Here is a 22,184-nt window from a genome sequence, read left to right as displayed (position 1 = left end):
TCCGGCTCTCACGCGGGAGCCACCAGCAACGGCCGGGCCCGCTCACGGAGCTCGACCACCTGCGGCTCGTCCCCGTACGGCTCCAGCCGGTGCAGAAGATCCTTCACGTACTCCGTGGTCCGGGCGGACGAGATGCGCCCGGCGACCTCCACCGCCCGCACCCCCTGCTCGCACGCCGCGTCCAGGTTCCCCGACTCCAGTTCGGCCACCGCCGAGACGACGAGGCGCAGACCGTGCGAGCGGACGAACTCCTCCGTCGGCTTCGAGAGCGCCTGCTCGGTGAAGCGGCGGACCTGGCGGGGCGCCTTGAGGTCGCGGTAGCACTCGGCCGCGTCGGCGGCGAACCGGTCGTAGGAGTAGAAGCCGAGCCAGCTCGGGTCGTTGTCGCCGGGGCGGGCGCGCTCCAGCCAGCTCTCGGCCGCCTTCAGGGCGCCGCCGGCCGCCGGGGCGTCACTCGCGCGGGCGTGCGCGCGCGCCTCGACGAGGCGGAAGAAGCTCATGGTGCGGGCGGTCGCCAGGCCGCGGTTGCGCTCCAGGGCGGCCTGGGCGAGGTCCACGCCTTCGTCACCGAAGCCGCGGTAGGTGGCCTGGAGGGACATGGAGGCCAGGACGTACCCCCCGAGGGGGACGTCCGCCGCCGCCCGGGCCAGGCGCAGGGCCTGGATGTAGTAGCGCTGGGCCGCTTCCTGCTGGCCCGTGTCGAAGGCCATCCAGCCCGCGAGCCGGGTGAGTTCCGCGGAGGCGCCGAAGAGGGCCCGGCCGACCTCGTCGGAGTAGGAACCGAGCAGCAGGGGGGCGGCCTCCACCCTTAAGCACTCGGGGACCATCGACGAACGCCAGTCGCCGCCACCGTACTTGGAGTCCCAGCGCCGGGCGTCCTCGGCGGCCTCCCGCAGCTTCTGCACATCGCTGTGGCCGACTTTGAGCGGTGCGCCGGAGCCCTCGCCGGGGCCCACGTCACGCGCGACCGAACTGTCGGCCGGGGTTATCAGCCATCGTGAGGCGGGTGTCGCGTACGCGCTCACCGCGAACGATCCGGCCAGCGACTGCCAGATGCCGCCGGTTCCGGCCCGGCGGCCCGCGAGGTCGAGGCGGTACAGCTCCGTCGCGGACCGAACCGCCTGGCCGACGTCCCGCGGGAAGGCGAGGCCGACTTCGGGCGCGGGGTCCGCGTCCGCCAGACCGATCTCGTGGAGCGGCACCGGGCGGCCGAGCTTCTGGCCGATGGCGGCGGCGATGAGGTGCGGCGCCGCACCCTGCGGCACCATGCCCTTCGACACCCAGCGCGCCACCGACGTCTTGTCGTAGCGAAGCGTCAGACCACGCTGGGCGCCGAGGTCGTTGACGCGCCGGGCGAGGCCGGCGTTGCTGATTCCCGCGAGGGCGAGAACGGCGCCGAGTTTTTCGTTCGGCCCGCGTTGCTCCCTGGACATGAGCCACCCCTCGACACAGACGGCTGCCGGGACTGGCATAACCACCCGGCATTCGTAAACCCAGCGTAGTTCGCCGCATCCCAAGCGTTAAGGGGCATTGTTCCGGTTGGCGGGATTGTGGTCCGTACTGAAGTGCGGTTCAGATACGGGCTGTTGTGGCGTGCTCCCGCTGTGTGGCCGTGCGCCCGCCCGTGCGCTCTTCTCCAGCCATCGCGGGAGCGGTTCCATGGTCATCGCGTGGGTCGGCCCGCTGTACTGGATCCAGTGGGCTGGGGGACACCGCCGCCTACATCCCCGCGGGCGGCGGAACGGTCCGGGAGGCGTGCTCCGTCTCCCGGACTGCGCGAGCGGGCGGTAGTACGCCGAGCCTGTACGGAGCGTGTTCGACGCTGCGCGCGTAACGGCGATTTGGCCGAAAGTCGACCCCTCCGGTCGTGGGGTATCAGGGCTCCGACCATGGCAGTTGAGGGCGCATCGGGCGTATTTGGGGCGCATATCGGGGGCGCATTCGCGCCGCAATCGTGTGTGAGATGTGTCGTCGGTGTGCCTTGCGCACTGCCAGTCTTTTCTGCGTTCAGGGCGCTCGGGGCGGTGCGGGTGTCGCCGCCGGGGCGCATTCAACGGAGTGCAAGCGGCGTCGGGGCCCTCTGGAGTGCTTCCTTCATGGCAGCATGGTGAACCGGTTCGTACGGTGCACTGGTTGTCCACAGCCTGTGGAGGCGGCGATGCGGTGGTTGGTGGGATGGAGCAGCACCGCCGCGGGAGCACTTGCCGCCGGTTCGGCGGGGGCCACGGGGCAGGACGGCGAGACCGTGCACCCGGTGGGATCCCAACTCCTGTGGGGCGACCCCGATCCGCTGTGGGCGGTCGGCGACTGGCGCCCCGACGAGGTGCGGGTCGTGAAGGCCGACGACCGGACCCGTATCGCCGTCCTCGGCATCTGCGGTGCCACCGACGAGCAGCTGCGCGTCGCGCTGTTCGCCGCGCGCGGCGGGGCACTTCGGCATCTGACCGCCTGGCCGGGGAGCTACACCGCGATCGTGCAGGTCGGCAGAAGGCTCACCGTCTGCGGCGATCTCGCGGGCGCGCGGCCGGTGTTCCACACGCCCTGGGCCGGCGGTACGGCGTACGCGACGGCCGCCCTGCCGCTGGCCGACCTCATCGAGGCCAACCTCGACTTCGGGCACCTCGCCGCGCTGCTGGCCGCCCCCGACGTACCCGCCGCGCTGCACGACTCCACGCCGTACGACGGCGTGAAGCGCATTCCGCCCGGGCATGCGCTGATCCTGCGCGCCGGTGCGCGGGAGATCGCCGGGTACGAGCCCGTCGCCTCGCTGGCGGTGGCGGCACCTCCGGCCGACCCCGAGAGCGCGGTCGACGCCGTGCGCGACGCGCTCGTCGAGGCCGTACGGACCCGGCTGTCCGCGCCGCGCCACGTCCCCGGGGCGGACATAGACCCCGGCCCCGTGCCCGGCATGGGACCCGCCGAGCGGCGTGCCGCGCGCGGGATGCCCGTCCCGGGCATCGGAGCGGACCTGTCCGGCGGGCCCGCCTCCGGGACGCTGGCGCTGCTGGCCTCGGGGCTGCCCGGCATGCCGGGCACGGTGCTGGGCCACGGCACGGGTGCGGGGGAGCGGCTGCTGGCGGTCACGTTCAACGACCTCGCCGTCGCGGGGCAGGAGGCCGAGCTGGAGCGGGCGGGCGCGCTGGCGGCGAACCCGCGGCTGCACCACGTGGTCGTGGCGGGTGGCGAGGAGACCCTCCCGTACGCCGACCTGGACGGCCCGCTGACCGACGAACCCGGGTCGTGCCTGGTGTCGGCGGCCCGGCACCGCGCGCGGCTGGCGTCCGGCAGCGCGGACCACTTCACGGGCTACGGAGCACGTCAGGTCCTCGACGCCCATCCGGCCCGGCTGGCCGACCTGCTGATGGACCGCCGGCGGCGTCATCTCGTGCGGCCGGTCGCCGCGCTGGCCAAGGCCGACGGTTCGGTGCTGGTCCCCGCGCGCGTGTACGCGGCGGCGCGACGGCTGTCCCGTACGCCGTACCGCTCGGGTATCGAGTCCCTGGCCGAGCGTCTGCTCGACCACCGGCCGGACGACGGCCTCGACGCGCCCGGTGGCGCGGTGGAGGCCTCGCTCGCCGCGCTGACCTGGGGCAGACCCGGTCCGGCCGCGCGCTGGCTGACCGGTGAGGCACTCGCTGAAGTATCGGTTCGCCTTCAGGCGTCCACACACCGGTCGGAACTGGTGGGACCGGGACAGCGGCCGGGTGACTTCCGGGCGCGTGCGGCGCTGGCACGGCACGCGGCGGACCTGCGGGTACTGGAGCAGGCCGCGGAGATCCGCTTCCAGCGGCTGCACGCGCCCTTCCTCGACAACCAGGTCGTGCGCGCGGCCCGCGCACTGCCCGAGGCGCTGCGGGTTCGCCCCGGGGCGCGGGCGGCGATCCTGCGTACGGTGCTGGAGGGCGCCGGCGTACGGGAGCTGCCGCCCGGGTGGGGCGTACCGACCCAGGCGACCGAGGCGGCCGCGGCCCGAACGGGCCTGAGAGTGGCGGCGGACACCCTGGTGACGCTGTTCGACACGCCCCTCCTCGCGGAAGCGGGCCTGGTCGAGGCCCGCGTGGTCCGCAAGGCCCTGCGCTCTGCGGCGGCCGGCGAACCCCTCCCCCTGGACGGCCTCGCCGACCTGGTCTCCCTGGAACTCTGGCTCCGCCGTCTCCTGGCCCGCCGAGGCACGTGCTGGACGGGCACGCCCGCTCGCCAGCGGGCAGTACCGGCGGGGATCGCACCGCAGCGGGGGCGCTGGGGCGGGGGCCGGAGGGCGGGGCTAGCGCATAGCTGCGGGCATGCGTGCCGCTCCGCTGCGGGCATGCGTGCCGCTAGGGGCGGCACGGGTGGGCGGTGGGGGTCCCCCCGCTCATGGGGTCCCCCGCTCATGGGGGTCCCCCCCCGGCTCGAGCGAAGCCGAGAGTGGGGGAGAAGCCGAGAGTGGGGGAGGCACCCCGCACCGCCGGGCTGCGGACCCACCCGACTCCAGCACCGACGCCGAGCACCCGAAAACCCACCCCGCAGCAACACCCCGGCCTCGAAAACCCCGTAGCCCCCACCCCCACCCCAGCGACAATGACCCCGTGCGGTACAGAATCCTGGGCACCACCACGGCAGAGGACCCCCACGGGACAGCCATCCCCCTCGGCGGCCCCCGCATCCGCGCCCTGCTCACGGCCCTGGCCCTGCGCCCCTCCCACCCCACACCACCCCACACGCTGATCGACGAGGTATGGGCGGACGACCCACCCCAGGACGCCCCCGCCGCCCTCCAGGCCCTCATCGCCCGCCTCCGCCGCGCCCTCGGCAAGGACGCCGTGACGACCTCCCCGTCCGGCGGCTACCGACTCACGGCCACGCACGACGACATCGACCTCTTCGTCTTCGAACGGCTCGTCCAGCAGGGCACCGACGCCCTCGCCGCCGACGCCCCCGCCCTCGCGGAACGGCACCTCGACGATGCGCTCGCCCTCTGGCGCGGCCCCGCCCTCGCCGACCTGACCGACCGCTCCGCCGCCACCCGCCCGGAGGCCACGCGCCTGGAGGCGGCCCGGGCCCGGGCCGAGGCCCGCCTACGGCTCGGCCGCGCGCCGGACGTCGTACCGGAACTGCGGGAACTGACCGCCGTACACCCGTACGACGAGCACCTGCACGCGCTCCTCATACGTGCCCTGCGCGACACCGGCCGGCAAGCCGACGCCCTCGCCGCGTACGAGTCGGCCCGCCGAGCCCTCGCCGAAGGCCTGGGCACCGACCCGGGCCCGCAGTTGCGCGCCCTGCACGCCGAACTGCTCGGCGCACGGCCCGCGCAGGACAGCAAGCCCTCGTCAACGCCCCCCGCCCGGCCCGAGCGCACCGGCAACATCCGCCCCCGTCTGACCTCTTTCGTCGGCCGGGAACCCGAGATCAGCGCCATCCGTTCGGATGTGCACAGGGCCCGGCTCGTCACCCTCACCGGGCCGGGCGGCTCCGGCAAGACCCGTCTCGCCGAGGAGGCCGCCGCCGGGCTGCCGCAGGCCTGGCTGGCCGAGCTCGCCCCGCTCGACCGGCCGGAGGCGGTGCCCGGAGCGGTGGTCAGTGCGCTCGGACTGCGCGAGACCGTGCTGCTGACCAGCGAGCTGACGGCTGGGCCGGTCGACCCGGTCGCCCTGCTCGTGGAGTACTGCGCCCCGCGCAGCCAGGTCCTGATCCTCGACAACTGCGAGCATGTCATCGGCGCCGCCGCCCACCTCGCCGAAACCCTGCTGACCCGCTGCCCCGGACTCACGATCCTCACCACCAGCCGGGAACCCCTGGGCGTGCCGGGCGAGTTGGTCCGTCCGGTCGAGCCGCTGCGCCCGGACCAGGCCCGCCGGCTGTTCGCGGAGCGCGCCGCCGCCGTCCGTCCCGACTCGGACGCCGCGCTCCGTGACGAGCGGGCGGTGGCGGAGATCTGCCGGCGGCTGGACGGTCTGCCGCTCGCCATCGAGCTGGCGGCGGCCCGGCTCCGGCTGCTCACACCCCGGCAGATCGCCGACCGGCTCGACGACCGCTTCCGCCTCCTCACCTCCGGGAGCCGTACGGTGCTGCCCCGCCAGCAGACCCTGCGTGCCGTCGTCGACTGGTCGTGGGACCTGCTCGACGAGGCCGAGCGGACGATGCTGTGCGAGGTGTCCGTGTTCGCGGGCGGCTGGGACCTCGCCGCGGCCGAGGCGGTGTGCACCGGGCCCGCCGCCGAGCTGATCGGGGCGCTCGTCGACAAGTCCCTCGTCGTGGCCGCCCCGGGGACGGCGATGGCTCAGCCGGCATGCGGTACCGCCTGCTGGAGACCATCCACGAGTACGCGGTCGAGCGAGCCGCCGAGGTTCCTCGGCTGCGGACAGCGGCCGAGCTCAGGCACCACGAGTGGGTGCGCGCGCTCGTCGAGCGGGCCGACCCGCTGCTGCGCTCCACCGGGCAACTTCCCTGGATCTCCCTCCTGGAGACCGAGCTGGACAACATCCGCGCGGCCCTCGACCGGACCCTCACCGCCGGGGACGAGGCCGAGGCCGGGGCCCTCGCCCTGGCCATGGGCTGGTTCTGGTGGCTGCGCACCTACCGGCACGAGGGCCTGGCGTGGCTCGACCGCATCCTGCGACTGGGGGCGGCGATGGATGCCACGGGGCGTGTGCCGTCCGGCGGCGCGCCGGGCGTGCCCGACCCCGTCGACCACTTCCTCACCGCCCCGGAGGGGGAAGCGGAACATCCGCTGCACGCCCTGCGGATGCAACTGCGCATGCTGCATCTGTTCTTCATGGCCGAGGACACGCCCATGGACGCGTTCGCGGGCGGGCGGCGCCAGTATGTGACGCGGGTGTGGGCCTACTTCGAGTCCGGCGGACCGCAGGCGGCCCGGGTCCCGGGGCTCGTCTGGCCGATGATCGCCTCCTTCATGGGGGAGCTGGGGGACGTCCGCGCCGCCATGGACTCCGCCGTCGCCAACTGCCGTGCCCATGGCGGCGACTGGGAGACCGCCGTCGCTCTGATGTTCCGTACGCACATGGTGGTCGACGCCCCCGGCGACCTGGACGGCGTCGACGACGACCTCGCGGAACTGCGCACCCTCAGCCGCCGTGCCGGAGACCGCTGGCTGCGGGCTCAGGTGTGCAGCGCGGCCGGCGAGGCCGCCATGGCACGCGGCCGTTTCGAGGAGGCCAAGGGGGAGTACGGGGAGGCTCTGCGGCTCGCCTACGAGGTGGGCGCGTACGCCGAGTCACCGTTCCTCATCGCCCGGCTCGCCGAGATCGCCTACCGCGCGGGGGACCGCCCGGCCGCGCTGGCGGCCCTGGACGAGGCGAGCGCCGCCGCCGACCGATACGTCGTGCCCGACTCCAAGGCGTTCGTCCTGCTGCTGCGGGCCCAGCTGGCTCACGAGGAGGGGCACACAGCGCGGGCGCGCGAGTGCTGCGAGGCGGCGCGCGGGGAGGCCGCGCGTGGCACACCGCCGCCCCAGTTCATGGTGATGCTGGATCTGATCGACGCCGTGATCACGGCGAGCGAGACCGCTCCGGAGCCCGCCCTGGCCAAACTGGCCGGAGCCCTGCGCGATGCGGTGGACCGGCGGTGCTCCGACGTGATCCGGGCGACGGTCGTGGACAGCGCGGCTGGAGTGCTTGCCGACCTCGGCGACTTCCCGCGGGCGGCACGGCTGCTCGGCGCCGGCGACCACTGGCGGGCCGGCCGCCCCCGCCCGATGCCGGAACACGCCCACGTGGAACGGACCGCATCCGCCGCTCGGGCCGCCCTGGGCAGTGCCCGGTGCGACTCGGAGCGCGCCTTGGGCGCGGGTCTCACCGCTGACGACGTCCTGCGCGAGCTGGCAGAGGCGAGCGGTTCGTACACCGCCGAACCACGCTAGGCGCAGGTGAACTTCGACTCAGCCCAGTCGGCCAGGGCCACGTTGTCGAGGGCGCCGCGCGGTTCCACGACCAGCCGTACGGTGCTGCGGCCGGTCAGGTTCACATGGACGGGGACGGCCGGGTCCCCGGCCTCGATCAGCCCGGACCGCCACAGCCGGACCCCGTCGGCGTAGACGGAGAAGCGCACCTTGCCGAGCCTCAGCGTCAGGTCGTCCACCCCGACGAGCGCGTCGTAAGAGGAGCAGGAGCGGTTGAGGTCGATGTTGACGGAGGAGCGGCCGTGCACGGTGACGCCGTGCGCGTACCGCTGGTCGCCGACCGACATGCCGTACCGCTTCCAGACCCAGCTGCTCGCCCCGATCCGCATCTCGGGCTCGGTGCCGTCGCCGCTGATGTCGTACGAGAGTTCGCTCCACTGGTAGACGACCGGGGCGGGCGGCGCCTCGGTCGGGGGCGCTGTGGGTGTGGGTGCCGGGGGCGGTGTCGGCTTCGGGGACGCGGGCGGCGGCGGGGTGGGCTTGGGCGCCGGTGCCGGCGTTGTGGCCGAGGACCGGGTGGGAAGCGGGCCGGTCCCCGGCGCGGCCGGCGTCGGCGCGGGCGTCTCGGCGCGCGCGGGCACGATCCCCGGGGGCCGCGGCCCGGGCTCCCTCTCCGAGGGTGAGGGCGTGGGCGTGGGCTCACCGGGCCGCACGACCGGCGACGTCGGGGAAGCCGGGGAAGGGGGAGGTGTCCTCGCCTCCTCCTTCGGCTTCTCGTTGCCGGCCAGGGCCATCACCACGGCGGCCACGACTCCCACGGCGACCACACCGGCCGCGATACCGGCCTTCACCGGCGCGCCGACCCCCTCGGAAGCCGCCGCACCACCGCTTCCGGCCCCACCGGACGAACCGGCACCTGTTCCCGCTCCTGCCCCGGCGCCCGCTGCCGCGCCGGACGATCCTCCGCCCGCCGTCGCGGCCGCCCCCGCGGCACCGGCCGCCCCCGCGCTTCCGGCGAGGAGCCCGGCCACCTTGGCGTACCCGGCGGCACCGAACCAGCCGAGGACGGCGACCGGTACGACCGCGGGGATGCCACCGGCCACTTCCGCGATCTGGATCGCGGCCAGCCGGCACTTCGCGCACTCGTCCAGGTGCTCGCGAAGCCCTCGCTCGGCACGGGTACGCAGCCGCCCGCGGGCGTAGGTACCGAGCTGGTCGGCGTAGCGCGCGCACTCCTCGTCGCCGGTGAGCGTGGCGCTGACGTGGGCCTGGAGGTAGGCCTGCTTGAGGCCCTCACGGGCCCGGCTGGCGAGCACCCGTGTGCCGTTGGCGTCCAGGCCGAAGAGCGTGGCGACCTCGCTGGGCGACTCGTCCTCGACCTCGGTGTGCCACAGCACGGCCTGCCACCGCTCGGGCAGCGACCGGAAGGCCTGCATGGCCATGGACCGCTCGGCCTGGTGCATCGCCCGGACGTCCGCGCCCAGTTCGATCGTGTCGCCGTCGGACACGTCGGGCCCGTGCGCGGACTGGGCGGCGAAGACCGCGAAGTCGTCGACGAGCTGTTCCCGCCGTGCCGACCTGGTCCAGGAGGCGGCGACACGCCGCATGGAGGTGAGCAGGTACGCGCGCACGGCGTGCTGAGGGCCGGAGCCGCCGCGCACCGCCTGGAGCATGCGGGCGAAGACCTCGGCGGTCAGGTCGTCCGCGGTGTGCGCGTCACGGCAGCAGGTCCGGGCGTACCGGCGCACGGCCTGCGCATGGCGCCGGTACAGCTCCTCGTACGCCGTGTCGTCGCCCGAACGCATCCTGTCGATGAGTTCGGCGTCGGCCGGCGGGACCTCGCGGGGCGGTGGCAGGACGCTGTCCTCGTGCCGGTCGCGCTGTGCCGGGACCGAGCCGTCGGCGGGGTGCCCGCCCGGCGGGACGCTCGCGCGGCCGCCCTGGCTCGGTACCTGCTCGTCCCGCCCGTCAACGCTCATCGCGGAAAGCCCCCGCCAGCCGCCCAACCCGTCCAGACCACCGGGTCAGAGTGCCACAAGGGCTCCGGGGCGGGACCCCGGAGCTCGGACGATCACTCATCCGTGGGGATTTATCGCACATCGGTACTAGCCATCACCCATTCGGGGAAGGCTCCCCTGTTACTCCGGGTCCCTCCGGGCCCATCCACTTCATGGCCGATCACGGCCGCGAGCGCAGCCCCTCCAGCAGGATGTCCAGCAGCCGGGCCGAGGCGGCCGCCTGCTGCGCCGCGTCCGGCAGCGAGGGTGCGGCGGTCGCGATCACCAGCAGCACGTCCGACACCGACACGTCCGGCCGCAGCTCACCCGCCGCCCGAGCCCGCTCCACGAGCTGGCCCACGACCTCGAGCAGCGCCGACGCCCCGGCGTCGTCCTCCCCGGCGACCGCCGGTACCGCGGCGACCGCCACCGGCTCCTCCGGAACCAGCCGCAGCTCCGTCGTGCCCGGCTGCGTCCGCTGCTGCGGCACCCGCGCCTGAACGGCACGGTCCTCCTCGACCGAGACCCGCAGCACCTGCGGCGGCAGCAGCCGCCCGGCGCCGGAGGCCACCGACGTACGCAGGAAGCGCGAAAGAGCCGACCACGGCTCGTCCTCCTGCCCGAGCGCCGCACGCGCCTGGTCGGTCAGCCGGGAGGTCTCCTCCTCGGCTATCCGCCGCACCAGGACGTCCTTGCTCGGGAAGCGCCGGTACACCGTGCCCACACCGACCCGCGCGCGGCGCGCCACGTCCTCCATCGGCGCGCCGTACCCCAGCTCGCCGAAGACCTCGCGCGCCGCACGCAGCACGTGCTCCAGATTGCGCTGTGCGTCCACGCGCAGCGGTGTCGTGCGCGGGCCGTCCCCGCGTCCGCCGCCCACCGCCGCGCTCAGCGTCGCGCCACCCGCCGCAAGAGCGGATGCGGACGACCAATGAGAATCCTGAACATGCATACGTATTCCCCCGGTGATGACGTCTCCCCCCGGAGACTCCCCGCCATTCGATCCGGGACGAGGGAACAGGCCCGGGTCCGCGGGTCCGCCCGTCGCGGACCCGGTGAGCACATCCCCCTACACCCCGTCGACACACGAACATAGTTGAGAGGGAGTCAATTCAGAAGGGGCACGTTCCGCACGGAGCGCCCACCGATCGGAGTACGGGCCGCATACGTCCTGAATGTGCCCCTGCGCGCCCCCCGCACCACCCCAGCTGACCTGCGCGTTTCCATCACAGCTCGATAATCCGGCCAACTCCGTGCGCTCTTCCGCTCCGGTCACACAATTGGTCGAGGCTGTGGACAAACGCAAGCGGCGGGTGCGTCATGGGATGGTGAAGGAACGTGCGCGCATTCTCGTTGTCGGTGGTGGCTACGTCGGGATGTACACGGCCCTGCGCCTGCAGCGCAGACTGAAACGGGAACTGGACCGGGGCGAGGTGGAGATCACGGTCGTCACCCCCGACCCGTACATGACGTACCAGCCCTTCCTCCCCGAGGCCGCCGCCGGCGCCATCTCGCCCCGCCACGTCGTGGTACCGCTGCGCCGCGTCCTCGACCGGTGCCGCGTCGTCATCGGCGAGGCGACCGCCGTCGACCACGCGAAACGCACCGCCACCATCAGCACCCTCGCCACCGCGGAGGAGGGCACGGGCGGAGAGCGGCTCCCCTACGACGAACTCGTCCTCGCCCCCGGCTCCGTCTCGCGCACCCTGCCGGTCCCCGGCCTCGCCGACCACGGCATCGGCTTCAAGACCGTCGAGGAGGCCATCGGCCTGCGCAACCACGTCATCGAGCAGATGGACATCGCCTCCTCCACCCGCGACCCCGCGATCCGCGACGCGGCCCTCACCTTCGTCTTCGTCGGCGGCGGCTTCGCCGGTGTGGAGGCGCTCGGCGAACTCGAGGACATGGCCCGCTACGCCGCGCGCTACTACCACAACATCCGGCCCGAGGACATGAAGTGGATCCTCGTCGAGGCCTCGGACCGCATCCTGCCCGAGGTCGGCGAGGAGATGGGCCGCTACACCGTCACCGAACTGCGCCGCCGCAACATCGACGTACGCCTGCGGACCCGCCTGGACTCCTGCGCGGACCGGGTGGCGGCCCTCAGCGACGGCGCCCGCTTCCCCACCCGTACGGTCGTCTGGACGGCCGGCGTGAAACCCCACCCGGTCCTCGCCGCCTCCGACCTGCCCCGCAACGACCGCGGCCGGCTCAGGTGCACCCCGGAGCTGACGATCGAGGGCACCACGCACGCGTGGGCGGCGGGAGACGCCGCGGCCGTCCCCGACGTCACCGCGGAGAAGGCGGGCGCCGAATGCGCCCCCAACGCCCAGCACGCCGTCCGCCAGGCCCGGGTCCTCGGCGACAACATAGTGCACGCCCTGCGCGGCGAACCCCTCACCACCTACACCCACAAGTACGTCGGCTCGGTCGCCTCCCTGGGCCTGCACAAGGGCGTCGCCCACGTCTACGGACGCAAGCTCAAGGGCTACCCCGCCTGGTTCATGCACCGCGCCTACCACCTCAGCCGCGTGCCCACCTTCAACCGCAAGGCGCGCGTGCTCGCCGAATGGTCCCTGGCCGGCCTGTTCAAACGGGAGATCGTCTCCCTGGGTTCACTCGAACACCCCCGGGCGGAGTTCGAACTCGCGGCCGGTGGAAAGCCTTCTCAAGACCCCCCGCACAACCCGAAGGGGTCGTCCTGACCGGACCCAGGAACTCCACCGGCCGGCCCGGCGTCTGACGGATGCCGGTCCGGTCCGCACACTGCCAGACTGGTCCACCACCGCGGGCGTGCCACCGCTCGCCCCGGTGCGGGCCCCCGGGGCCCCGGCCGGTTCCGGTGCCGGCCGCCGACGACTACACGAGGCAAGGATTCGTGAACTTCACGCGCTGGAGCGCCCGGCTCCCCGGAACGCAGCGCCGCGCCGCAGCGCGGACCGAGCAGACGGCCTCCCCGGACCGGCGGGGGGACGGCTCCGTACCCGCCGCCCGCGCCGAACAACTGACTGACGAGACACCGTCCGTACCCGCCGTCGACGAACTGCGGGTGCGCGAGGTCCTCGACCGCGTCCCGTCCCTCGTCGCCCTGGTCCACGGTCCCGACCACCGCATCGCCTACGTCAACGACGCCTACACGACCGCCTTCGGCGCACGCCCCCTGGGCGAACCCGCCAGCGAGGTCCTCCCGGAGCTGGACGCCCTCGGCCTGTTCCCCCTCCTGGACCAGGTCCAGCGCAGCGGCAAGCCCCGCACGGTGAAGTCCCGCAAGGCCCCCGACGGCCGCTCCTACACCTTCACCTGCACCCCGGTCGCCCAGGGCGACGGCGGCAGCGAAGGCCGCGGCGTCCTCGTCTTCGCCACTGACGTCACCGACCACGCCGAAGCCGCCGAACGCCTGCGCGCCAGCGAACGCCGCCAGCGCGAAACAGCGGTGACCCTGCAGAGATCCCTGCTCCCCCAGGAACTCGAAGAACCCGACGACCTGCGCATCGCCGCCACCTACCACCCCGGCGGCACGGAGGCCGCGGTCGGCGGCGACTGGTACGACGTCATCACCCTGGGCGGCGGCCGCACGGCCCTGGTCATCGGCGACGTCATGGGCCGCGGCGTCCGGGCGGCGGCGGTGATGGGCCAGCTCCGCACGGCGGTCCGCGCCTACGCCCGCCTCGATCTGCCCCCGCACGAGGTCCTGCAGCTCCTCGACGGCCTGGCAGCCGAGATCGACGCCAACCAGATCGCCACCTGCGCATACGCGGTCCACGACCCGAACGAGGGCAAGCTGGTCTACGCCTCGGCCGGCCACCTCCCCATCCTGGTCCGCGACGAGAACGGCACGGTCCTGCGCGCCGAGGAACCCACCGGCCCCCCGCTCGGCACCGGGGGCTGGATGCACTCCTCCGGCTCGATCCCCCTCAGCCCCGGCTCCACGGCCGTCCTCTACACGGACGGCCTGGTCGAGCGCCGGGACGCCGACCTGGACGAGGGCATCGCCGCCCTGGAACGCGCCCTGGCAGGCGCCACCGGCACACCCCAGGTCGTCTGCGACCGCCTGGTCCGCTCGGCGGGCGTGACCCCCGACCATGACGACGACGTGGCCGTCCTGGTCCTCCAGCACCCCGCCCGCAAAGGTGCGGAGGGCGAGCTCTTCCGCAACGCCGCCCTGGAACTCCTGGGCGGCGTGGAAGCGGCCCCACGCGCGCGTGCCTTCGCCTCCGGCGTCCTGACCAGCTGGCGCTTCCCCACCGACCTGCACGACCTGGGCGTCCTGGCCACCAGCGAACTGGTCGCCAACTCCCTCCAGCACGGCACCCCGCCGATGCGCCTGCGTCTGCGCCGCACCGACCGCCGCCTGATCATCGAGGTCACCGACGGCGACGACCACCTCCCCCGGCGCCGCCGCGCGGAACCGGGCGACGAGTCGGGCCGCGGCATCGCCATCGTCGCCACGATCGCGTCGAACTGGGGCTGCAGACGCACCCCGGGCGGCGGCAAGGCGGTGTGGTGCGAATTCGCCCTGCCGCGCACCGGGCCGTCGTAGCCGGGCAGGATCAGACGTCAGCGGAAACGGGCGCCCCACCCCGCGCCACGACCCTGCTCTTCGCGAGCCACGGCTGATCCTGCGCGTCGGTCAGCTGCCGCCCCAACCGCACGGCCAGGACGGTGATCCCGAGGGAGAACACCAGGAACGCCACGATGTACGGCGCGTGCAGCGAGGCCCCCAGCGGCCCGCCCACCGCCGGCCCGACCGCCAGCGCGAGCTGCTTGACCAGGGCGAACGCCGAGTTGTACTGCCCGGCCATCCCCTCCGGCGCGAGATCCGCGACGAGCGGGGCCACGGTCGGAGACAGCATTGCCTCGCCCAGCCCGAACAAGGCGTACGTCGAGACGAACGCGGCCGTCGCCATCTCCTGGCTTCCGTGCCCGAGCCCCGCGTACCCGGCGACGGCCCATGCCACGGCCCAGATCAGCCCCACGGCCGCGATCACCCGCGACCGCCTCCGCCGCTCCACGAACCGCAGTACCGCGAACTGCGCGATGACGATCACCAGCGTGTTCGCCGCGAGCGCGGTCCCCAGCGCCGACGTCGATATCCCGGCCGCCTCGACCCCGTACGCGCTCAGCCCCGACTCGAACTGCCCGTAGCAGGCGAAGAACAACACGAAGCCCAGCACACACAGCTGCACCATGGCCCGATTGCCCAGCAGCTGCTTCCAGCTGCCCCGCCCCGAAGCCACGGGCGCGTCTTCGATCCGCGGAGCATGCGGCATCCGCACGGTCACCATCACCACGACCAGCAGCAGGAACATCGCCGCCTCGATCGCGAAGAGGAGGGTGAAGGAGGCGGCACTGGTCGTGTCGACCAGATGACCACCGATGAGGCCACCGACACCGAGCCCGAGGTTCTGCAGGAAGAACTGCGTGGCGAACGCGCGCGACCGGGTCTCCGCCGTCGAGCAGTCCACGATCATCGTGGCCAGCGCCGGCTGCATCACGGCCTGCCCGGCCCCCAACAGGGCAGCCGACACCAGCACGGCCGCCGCACTGCTCGCCATCCCCAGGCTCAGGGCACCTATGGCTGCGGTGATCAGGGCGGTGAGCAGCACCGGCAGCGGGCCACGCCGGACGATGGCCCGCCCGGCGAACGGCAGCACGACCAGCGCGGCCACAGCGAAGACGGCGAGCACGAGCCCCGCCGTCATGGCTCCCAGCCCCCGCACCTGCGCCACATAGACGTACAGGTACGGGACCGTGAAGCCGAGCCCGAACGCGCTGAGTGCGTTACCCACGTGAATCCGGCGCATCGCTGCGCCCATCGCCCTGGTCACGTTCACCTCTTCCAAGAGTTAGGAGTGAAGACTTCGAAGCTAAAGTTCGAAGCTAAAGAGTACATACCCAAGGACTTCAAGGCAAAGAACGGCCGTGCCATACTGCCGCCATGGGCGACACCCCCGGCCCCAGCGAGCCGACCCTCGAAGAACAGATCGCCGCGTACCAGCGCGAGTTCCAGGACCTCGACCCCCAGGTGGAGCAGATCGTCTCGGCCCTCTCCCGCCTGAACCGCCGCATGAACGTCGCCTACGGCCGTCAGACCTCGACCCTCGGCATCAGCAACACGGAGTGGGAGGTTCTCAAAGCCCTCGTCCTCTCCGGCGCTCCCTACCGTCTGGGCCCCAGCGACCTCGCCAAGCGCCTCGGCCTCACCCCGGCCGCCATGACCCATCGCATCGACCGCATGGTCGGCGAAGGGCTGGTTACCCGGGAGCGAGACGAGACCAACCGCGTACGAGTCATCGTGGAGCTGACATCCGAGGGGCGTGAGAAGTGGCTGGAGGCAATGCGCCTGGCGACGGTCTTCGAGGAGGACCTGCTCCAGGATCTGACCCCCGTCGAGCGCACCGCGCTCGGCGGCGTCCTCACCCGCCTGTTGCGCAGGGTGGAAGACGCCCAGCCGGACGCCGGCGGCCGCCTCTCGGATCTGGACTGATGGCCTGACGGCCACACAAAAGATCTTGACAAGGGCCGCTTGACACCCCCCTGCCTGATCCGTAAAGTTCTTCGGGTTGCCGCGGAGCCGTAACGGTTCTGCGACGGCACTTTCGCCGCTCAAGCGGCACCCAACCACCAGCAAGATCGCTCCCAGCGGGGTTGATTTGGGCGTGCCCGAATTCAATTCGAATTGGGACTCGACGGCCTGATCGACTCGACACTGGCTCGATTTGGGAAACGGCGAGAGACCGCGCTAAGGTTGGACACGTCGGAACGGCCCAACAGCCGCAAAGACAACTCCCGCTGACTGGGAATCAGGCCCGAAAGGATCTGATAGAGTCGGAACCGCCGGAAAGGGAAACGCGGAAGCGGGAACCTGGAAAGCACCGAGGAAATCGGATCGGAAAGATCTGATAGAGTCGGAAACGCAAGACCGAAGGGAAGCGCCCGGAGGAAAGCCCGAGAGGGTGAGTACAAAGGAAGCAACCGTTCCTTGAGAACTCAACAGCGTGCCAAAAGTCAACGCCAGATATGTTGATACCCCGTCTCCAGCATTCGCTGGGACGAGGTTCCTTTGAAAAAACACAGCGAGGACGCTGTGAACGGTCGGGCCTATTCCGCCTGACTGTTCCGCTCTCGTGCTGTGGCACCGGATTACCGGTACACATTCACGGAGAGTTTGATCCTGGCTCAGGACGAACGCTGGCGGCGTGCTTAACACATGCAAGTCGAACGATGAAGCCCTTCGGGGTGGATTAGTGGCGAACGGGTGAGTAACACGTGGGCAATCTGCCCTTCACTCTGGGACAAGCCCTGGAAACGGGGTCTAATACCGGATAACACTTCCACTCTCCTGAGTGGAAGTTAAAAGCTCCGGCGGTGAAGGATGAGCCCGCGGCCTATCAGCTTGTTGGTGAGGTAATGGCTCACCAAGGCGACGACGGGTAGCCGGCCTGAGAGGGCGACCGGCCACACTGGGACTGAGACACGGCCCAGACTCCTACGGGAGGCAGCAGTGGGGAATATTGCACAATGGGCGAAAGCCTGATGCAGCGACGCCGCGTGAGGGATGACGGCCTTCGGGTTGTAAACCTCTTTCAGCAGGGAAGAAGCGAAAGTGACGGTACCTGCAGAAGAAGCGCCGGCTAACTACGTGCCAGCAGCCGCGGTAATACGTAGGGCGCGAGCGTTGTCCGGAATTATTGGGCGTAAAGAGCTCGTAGGCGGCTTGTCACGTCGGTTGTGAAAGCCCGGGGCTTAACCCCGGGTCTGCAGTCGATACGGGCAGGCTAGAGTTCGGTAGGGGAGATCGGAATTCCTGGTGTAGCGGTGAAATGCGCAGATATCAGGAGGAACACCGGTGGCGAAGGCGGATCTCTGGGCCGATACTGACGCTGAGGAGCGAAAGCGTGGGGAGCGAACAGGATTAGATACCCTGGTAGTCCACGCCGTAAACGGTGGGCACTAGGTGTGGGCAACATTCCACGTTGTCCGTGCCGCAGCTAACGCATTAAGTGCCCCGCCTGGGGAGTACGGCCGCAAGGCTAAAACTCAAAGGAATTGACGGGGGCCCGCACAAGCGGCGGAGCATGTGGCTTAATTCGACGCAACGCGAAGAACCTTACCAAGGCTTGACATACACCGGAAACGTCTGGAGACAGGCGCCCCCTTGTGGTCGGTGTACAGGTGGTGCATGGCTGTCGTCAGCTCGTGTCGTGAGATGTTGGGTTAAGTCCCGCAACGAGCGCAACCCTTGTCCCGTGTTGCCAGCAAGCCCCTTCGGGGGTGTTGGGGACTCACGGGAGACCGCCGGGGTCAACTCGGAGGAAGGTGGGGACGACGTCAAGTCATCATGCCCCTTATGTCTTGGGCTGCACACGTGCTACAATGGCCGGTACAATGAGCTGCGATACCGCGAGGTGGAGCGAATCTCAAAAAGCCGGTCTCAGTTCGGATTGGGGTCTGCAACTCGACCCCATGAAGTCGGAGTCGCTAGTAATCGCAGATCAGCATTGCTGCGGTGAATACGTTCCCGGGCCTTGTACACACCGCCCGTCACGTCACGAAAGTCGGTAACACCCGAAGCCGGTGGCCCAACCCCTTGTGGGAGGGAGCTGTCGAAGGTGGGACTGGCGATTGGGACGAAGTCGTAACAAGGTAGCCGTACCGGAAGGTGCGGCTGGATCACCTCCTTTCTAAGGAGCACTTCTAGGCAGCCGCAAGGTTGTCCAGAGGCCAGTACATCAGCGAATGTCTGATGCTGGTTGCTCATGGGTGGAACGTTGACTATTCGGCACACTTGATCGTCTTCTCCTTCTAGTACTGCTCTTCTGAGTGTGGAACGTTGAGGGGAGCGGGGAGTGTGTCGGGCACGCTGTTGGGTGTCTGAGGGAACGAATTTTTCCTCAGTCGCCGGCCCCAGTGCACTCACCTGGTAAGGGTGGGGTGATGGGTGGCTGGTCGTTGTTTGAGAACTGCACAGTGGACGCGAGCATCTGTGGCCAAGTTTTTAAGGGCGCACGGTGGATGCCTTGGCACCAGGAACCGATGAAGGACGTGGGAGGCCACGATAGTCCCCGGGGAGTCGTCAACCAGGCTTTGATCCGGGGGTTTCCGAATGGGGAAACCCGGCAGTCGTCATGGGCTGTCACCCTTGCCTGAACACATAGGGCAAGTGGAGGGAACGCGGGGAAGTGAAACATCTCAGTACCCGCAGGAAGAGAAAACAACCGTGATTCCGGGAGTAGTGGCGAGCGAAACCGGATGAGGCCAAACCGTATGCGTGTGAGACCCGGCAGGGGTTGCGTATACGGGGTTGTGGGATCTCTCTTTTACGGTCTGCCGGCCGTGAGACGAGTCAGAAACCGTTGATGTAGGCGAAGGACATGCGAAAGGTCCGGCGTAGAGGGTAAGACCCCCGTAGTCGAAACGTCAACGGCTCGTTTGAGAGACACCCAAGTAGCACGGGGCCCGAGAAATCCCGTGTGAATCTGGCGGGACCACCCGCTAAGCCTAAATATTCCCTGGTGACCGATAGCGGATAGTACCGTGAGGGAATGGTGAAAAGTACCGCGGGAGCGGAGTGAAATAGTACCTGAAACCGTGTGCCTACAAGCCGTGGGAGCGTCGGATGGAAGCTTGCTTCCATCTCGTGACTGCGTGCCTTTTGAAGAATGAGCCTGCGAGTTTGCGGTGTGTTGCGAGGTTAACCCGGGTGGGGAAGCCGTAGCGAAAGCGAGTCCGAACAGGGCGTTTCAGTAGCACGCTCAAGACCCGAAGCGGAGTGATCTAGCCATGGGCAGGTTGAAGCGGAGGTAAGACTTCGTGGAGGACCGAACCCACCAGGGTTGAAAACCTGGGGGATGACCTGTGGTTAGGGGTGAAAGGCCAATCAAACTCCGTGATAGCTGGTTCTCCCCGAAATGCATTTAGGTGCAGCGTCGTGTGTTTCTTGCCGGAGGTAGAGCACTGGATAGGCGATGGGCCCTACCGGGTTACTGACCTTAGCCAAACTCCGAATGCCGGTAAGTGAGAGCGCGGCAGTGAGACTGTGGGGGATAAGCTCCATGGTCGAGAGGGAAACAGCCCAGAGCATCGACTAAGGCCCCTAAGCGTACGCTAAGTGGGAAAGGATGTGGAGTCGCAGAGACAACCAGGAGGTTGGCTTAGAAGCAGCCACCCTTGAAAGAGTGCGTAATAGCTCACTGGTCTAGTGATTCCGCGCCGACAATGTAGCGGGGCTCAAGCGTACCGCCGAAGTCGTGTCATTGCGATAGATACCCCCAACGGGGATCGTGATGGGTAGGGGAGCGTCGTCTGCCGGGTGAAGCAGCCGCGTAAGCGAGTTGTGGACGGTTGACGAGTGAGAATGCAGGCATGAGTAGCGATTCACACGTGAGAAACGTGTGCGCCGATTGACTAAGGGTTCCTGGGTCAAGCTGATCTGCCCAGGGTAAGTCGGGACCTAAGGCGAGGCCGACAGGCGTAGTCGATGGATAACCGGTTGATATTCCGGTACCCGCTGTGAAGCGTCAAACATCGAGCATCGTGATGCTAAGGCCGTGAAGCCGTTCCGGACCCTTCGGGGAAAGGAAAGTGGTGGAGCCGCCGAACCAAGCGGTTAGTAGGTGAGTGATGGGGTGACGCAGGAAGGTAGTCCATCCCGGGCGGTGGTTGTCCCGGGGTAAGGGTGTAGGCCGTGGTCTAGGTAAATCCGGATCACTTGTGGCTGAGACCTGATGCCGAGCCGATTGTGGTGAAGTGGATGATCCTATGCTGTCGAGAAAAGCCTCTAGCGAGTTTCATGGCGGCCCGTACCCTAAACCGACTCAGGTGGTCAGGTAGAGAATACCGAGGCGTTCGGGTGAACTATGGTTAAGGAACTCGGCAAAATGCCCCGTAACTTCGGGAGAAGGGGGCCACATCCGGTGATCCGATTTACTCGGTGAGCTGGGGGTGGCCGCAGAGACCAGCGAGAAGCGACTGTTTACTAAAAACACAGGTCCGTGCGAAGCCGTAAGGCGATGTATACGGACTGACGCCTGCCCGGTGCTGGAACGTTAAGGGGACCGGTTAGTCAAGATTCGTCTTGGCGAAGCTGAGAACTTAAGCGCCAGTAAACGGCGGTGGTAACTATAACCATCCTAAGGTAGCGAAATTCCTTGTCGGGTAAGTTCCGACCTGCACGAATGGCGTAACGACTTCTCGACTGTCTCAACCATAGGCCCGGTGAAATTGCACTACGAGTAAAGATGCTCGTTTCGCGCAGCAGGACGGAAAGACCCCGGGACCTTTACTACAGTTTGATATTGGTGTTCGGTTCGGCTTGTGTAGGATAGCTGGGAGACTTTGAAACTCGCACGCCAGTGTGGGTGGAGTCGTCGTTGAAATACCAGTCTGGTCGTGCTGGATGTCTAACCTGGGTCCGTGATCCGGATCAGGGACAGTGTCTGATGGGTAGTTTAACTGGGGCGGTTGCCTCCTAAAGAGTAACGGAGGCGCCCAAAGGTTCCCTCAGCCTGGTTGGCAATCAGGTGTTGAGTGTAAGTGCACAAGGGAGCTTGACTGTGAGACCGACGGGTCGAGCAGGGACGAAAGTCGGGACTAGTGATCCGGCGGTGGCTTGTGGAAGCGCCGTCGCTCAACGGATAAAAGGTACCCCGGGGATAACAGGCTGATCTTCCCCAAGAGTCCATATCGACGGGATGGTTTGGCACCTCGATGTCGGCTCGTCGCATCCTGGGGCTGGAGTCGGTCCCAAGGGTTGGGCTGTTCGCCCATTAAAGCGGTACGCGAGCTGGGTTTAGAACGTCGTGAGACAGTTCGGTCCCTATCCGCTGTGCGCGTAGGAATATTGAGAAGGGCTGTCCCTAGTACGAGAGGACCGGGACGGACGAACCTCTGGTGTGCCAGTTGTTCTGCCAAGGGCATGGCTGGTTGGCTACGTTCGGGAGGGATAACCGCTGAAAGCATCTAAGCGGGAAGCCTGCTTCGAGATGAGTATTCCCACCTCCTTGAGAGGGTAAGGCTCCCAGTAGACGACTGGGTTGATAGGCCGGATATGGAAGCACGGTAACGTGTGGAGTTGACCGGTACTAATAGGCCGAGGGCTTGTCCTCAGTTGCTCGCGTCCACTGTGTTGGTTCTGAAACCACGAACAGCCCCATGCCAGGTGATGGTGTGGTGCGGCAGTTCAACAGTTTCATAGTGTTTCGGTGGTTTTAGCGTTAGGGAAACGCCCGGTTACATTCCGAACCCGGAAGCTAAGCCTTTCAGCGCCGATGGTACTGCAGGGGGGACCCTGTGGGAGAGTAGGACGCCGCCGAACAATTTTTATAGGAAACCCCCGTATCTTCGGA

General features: G+C 69.1%; 8 protein-coding genes, 3 rRNA genes and 1 pseudogene. 8 read left to right on the top strand and 4 right to left on the bottom strand.

The features are described from left to right. Positions 1-8: 8 nt before the first annotated feature. Positions 9-1,433 (bottom strand): MFS transporter, encoded by a 1,425-nt coding sequence (locus ACQEV8_RS20550; RefSeq protein WP_432962281.1) that lies wholly within the window; start codon positions 1,431-1,433, stop codon positions 9-11. A gap of 725 nt (positions 1,434-2,158) precedes the next feature. On the opposite strand from ACQEV8_RS20550, the gene ACQEV8_RS20545 reads away from it, so the two are divergent. Then, positions 2,159-4,537, top strand: coding sequence for an asparagine synthase-related protein (locus tag ACQEV8_RS20545; protein WP_432962279.1), 2,379 nt, complete (start codon positions 2,159-2,161; stop codon positions 4,535-4,537). A 31-nt stretch (positions 4,538-4,568) separates the two neighbouring features. Further along, positions 4,569-7,861 (top strand): annotated as a pseudogene (locus tag ACQEV8_RS20540) (BTAD domain-containing putative transcriptional regulator). Here the strand turns inward: ACQEV8_RS20540 and ACQEV8_RS20535 are convergent. After that, positions 7,858-9,819 (bottom strand): sigma-70 family RNA polymerase sigma factor, encoded by a 1,962-nt coding sequence (locus ACQEV8_RS20535; RefSeq protein WP_432962277.1) that lies wholly within the window; start codon positions 9,817-9,819, stop codon positions 7,858-7,860. The pseudogene ACQEV8_RS20540 and the gene ACQEV8_RS20535 overlap by 4 nt on opposite strands. Before the next feature lie 199 nt (positions 9,820-10,018). Then, positions 10,019-10,789, bottom strand: coding sequence for a TetR/AcrR family transcriptional regulator (locus ACQEV8_RS20530; RefSeq protein WP_432962275.1), 771 nt, complete (start codon positions 10,787-10,789; stop codon positions 10,019-10,021). A 373-nt stretch (positions 10,790-11,162) separates the two neighbouring features. Here ACQEV8_RS20530 and ACQEV8_RS20525 point away from each other — a divergent pair, with 373 nt between their 5' ends. Both ACQEV8_RS20525 and ACQEV8_RS20520 read left to right on the top strand, forming a co-directional pair. Beyond that, positions 11,163-12,542, top strand: a complete 1,380-nt coding sequence (locus tag ACQEV8_RS20525; protein ID WP_432962273.1) for an NAD(P)/FAD-dependent oxidoreductase — start codon at positions 11,163-11,165, stop codon at positions 12,540-12,542. Positions 12,543-12,715: 173 nt separating this feature from the next. Beyond that, positions 12,716-14,377: an ATP-binding SpoIIE family protein phosphatase gene (locus tag ACQEV8_RS20520; RefSeq protein WP_432962271.1), complete on the top strand. Its 1,662-nt coding sequence runs from the start codon at positions 12,716-12,718 to the stop codon at positions 14,375-14,377. Between the two features lie 10 nt (positions 14,378-14,387). On the opposite strand, the gene ACQEV8_RS20515 is transcribed toward ACQEV8_RS20520, so the two are convergent. After that, on the bottom strand, positions 14,388-15,653 hold the full coding sequence (locus ACQEV8_RS20515; protein WP_432972842.1) for an MFS transporter: 1,266 nt from the start codon (positions 15,651-15,653) through the stop codon (positions 14,388-14,390). Between the two features lie 122 nt (positions 15,654-15,775). Between ACQEV8_RS20515 and ACQEV8_RS20510 the strand changes: the two genes are divergently transcribed. The 4 genes from ACQEV8_RS20510 to rrf all read left to right on the top strand — a co-directional run bounded on the left by ACQEV8_RS20510 (position 15,776) and on the right by rrf (position 22,153). After that, the gene (locus ACQEV8_RS20510; protein WP_432962269.1) at positions 15,776-16,324 is read left to right on the top strand and encodes a MarR family winged helix-turn-helix transcriptional regulator; all 549 of its coding nucleotides are present in this window, start codon (positions 15,776-15,778) and stop codon (positions 16,322-16,324) included. Between the two features lie 669 nt (positions 16,325-16,993). Next, a 16S ribosomal RNA gene (locus ACQEV8_RS20505) occupies positions 16,994-18,521 on the top strand. A gap of 304 nt (positions 18,522-18,825) precedes the next feature. Then, positions 18,826-21,944: ribosomal RNA gene (locus tag ACQEV8_RS20500) — 23S ribosomal RNA — on the top strand. 92 nt (positions 21,945-22,036) lie between these two features. Further along, a 5S ribosomal RNA gene (gene rrf / locus ACQEV8_RS20495) occupies positions 22,037-22,153 on the top strand. Together the 16S, 23S and 5S rRNA genes form the textbook arrangement of a ribosomal RNA operon. Positions 22,154-22,184: the final 31 nt, after the last annotated feature.

It is taken from the genome of Streptomyces sp. CA-179760 (assembly GCF_050937045.1).
Lineage (GTDB): Bacteria > Actinomycetota > Actinomycetes > Streptomycetales > Streptomycetaceae > Streptomyces.
The sequence above is the reverse complement of the archived record's forward strand: the minus strand, read 5'-3'. Positions and strand labels throughout refer to the sequence as shown.

What these genes read in the sequence shown, in the direction of transcription:
- ACQEV8_RS20545 (WP_432962279.1), top strand. Translation starts at nt 2,159, where the DNA reads ATGCGGTGGTTGGTGGGATGGAGCAGCACCGCCGCGGGAGCACTTGCC.
- ACQEV8_RS20530 (WP_432962275.1), bottom strand. Translation starts at nt 10,789, where the DNA reads ATGCATGTTCAGGATTCTCATTGGTCGTCCGCATCCGCTCTTGCGGCG.
- ACQEV8_RS20510 (WP_432962269.1), top strand. Translation starts at nt 15,776, where the DNA reads ATGGGCGACACCCCCGGCCCCAGCGAGCCGACCCTCGAAGAACAGATC.
- ACQEV8_RS20525 (WP_432962273.1), top strand. Translation starts at nt 11,163, where the DNA reads ATGGTGAAGGAACGTGCGCGCATTCTCGTTGTCGGTGGTGGCTACGTC.
- ACQEV8_RS20535 (WP_432962277.1), bottom strand. Translation starts at nt 9,819, where the DNA reads ATGAGCGTTGACGGGCGGGACGAGCAGGTACCGAGCCAGGGCGGCCGC.
- ACQEV8_RS20550 (WP_432962281.1), bottom strand. Translation starts at nt 1,433, where the DNA reads ATGTCCAGGGAGCAACGCGGGCCGAACGAAAAACTCGGCGCCGTTCTC.
- ACQEV8_RS20515 (WP_432972842.1), bottom strand. Translation starts at nt 15,653, where the DNA reads ATGGGCGCAGCGATGCGCCGGATTCACGTGGGTAACGCACTCAGCGCG.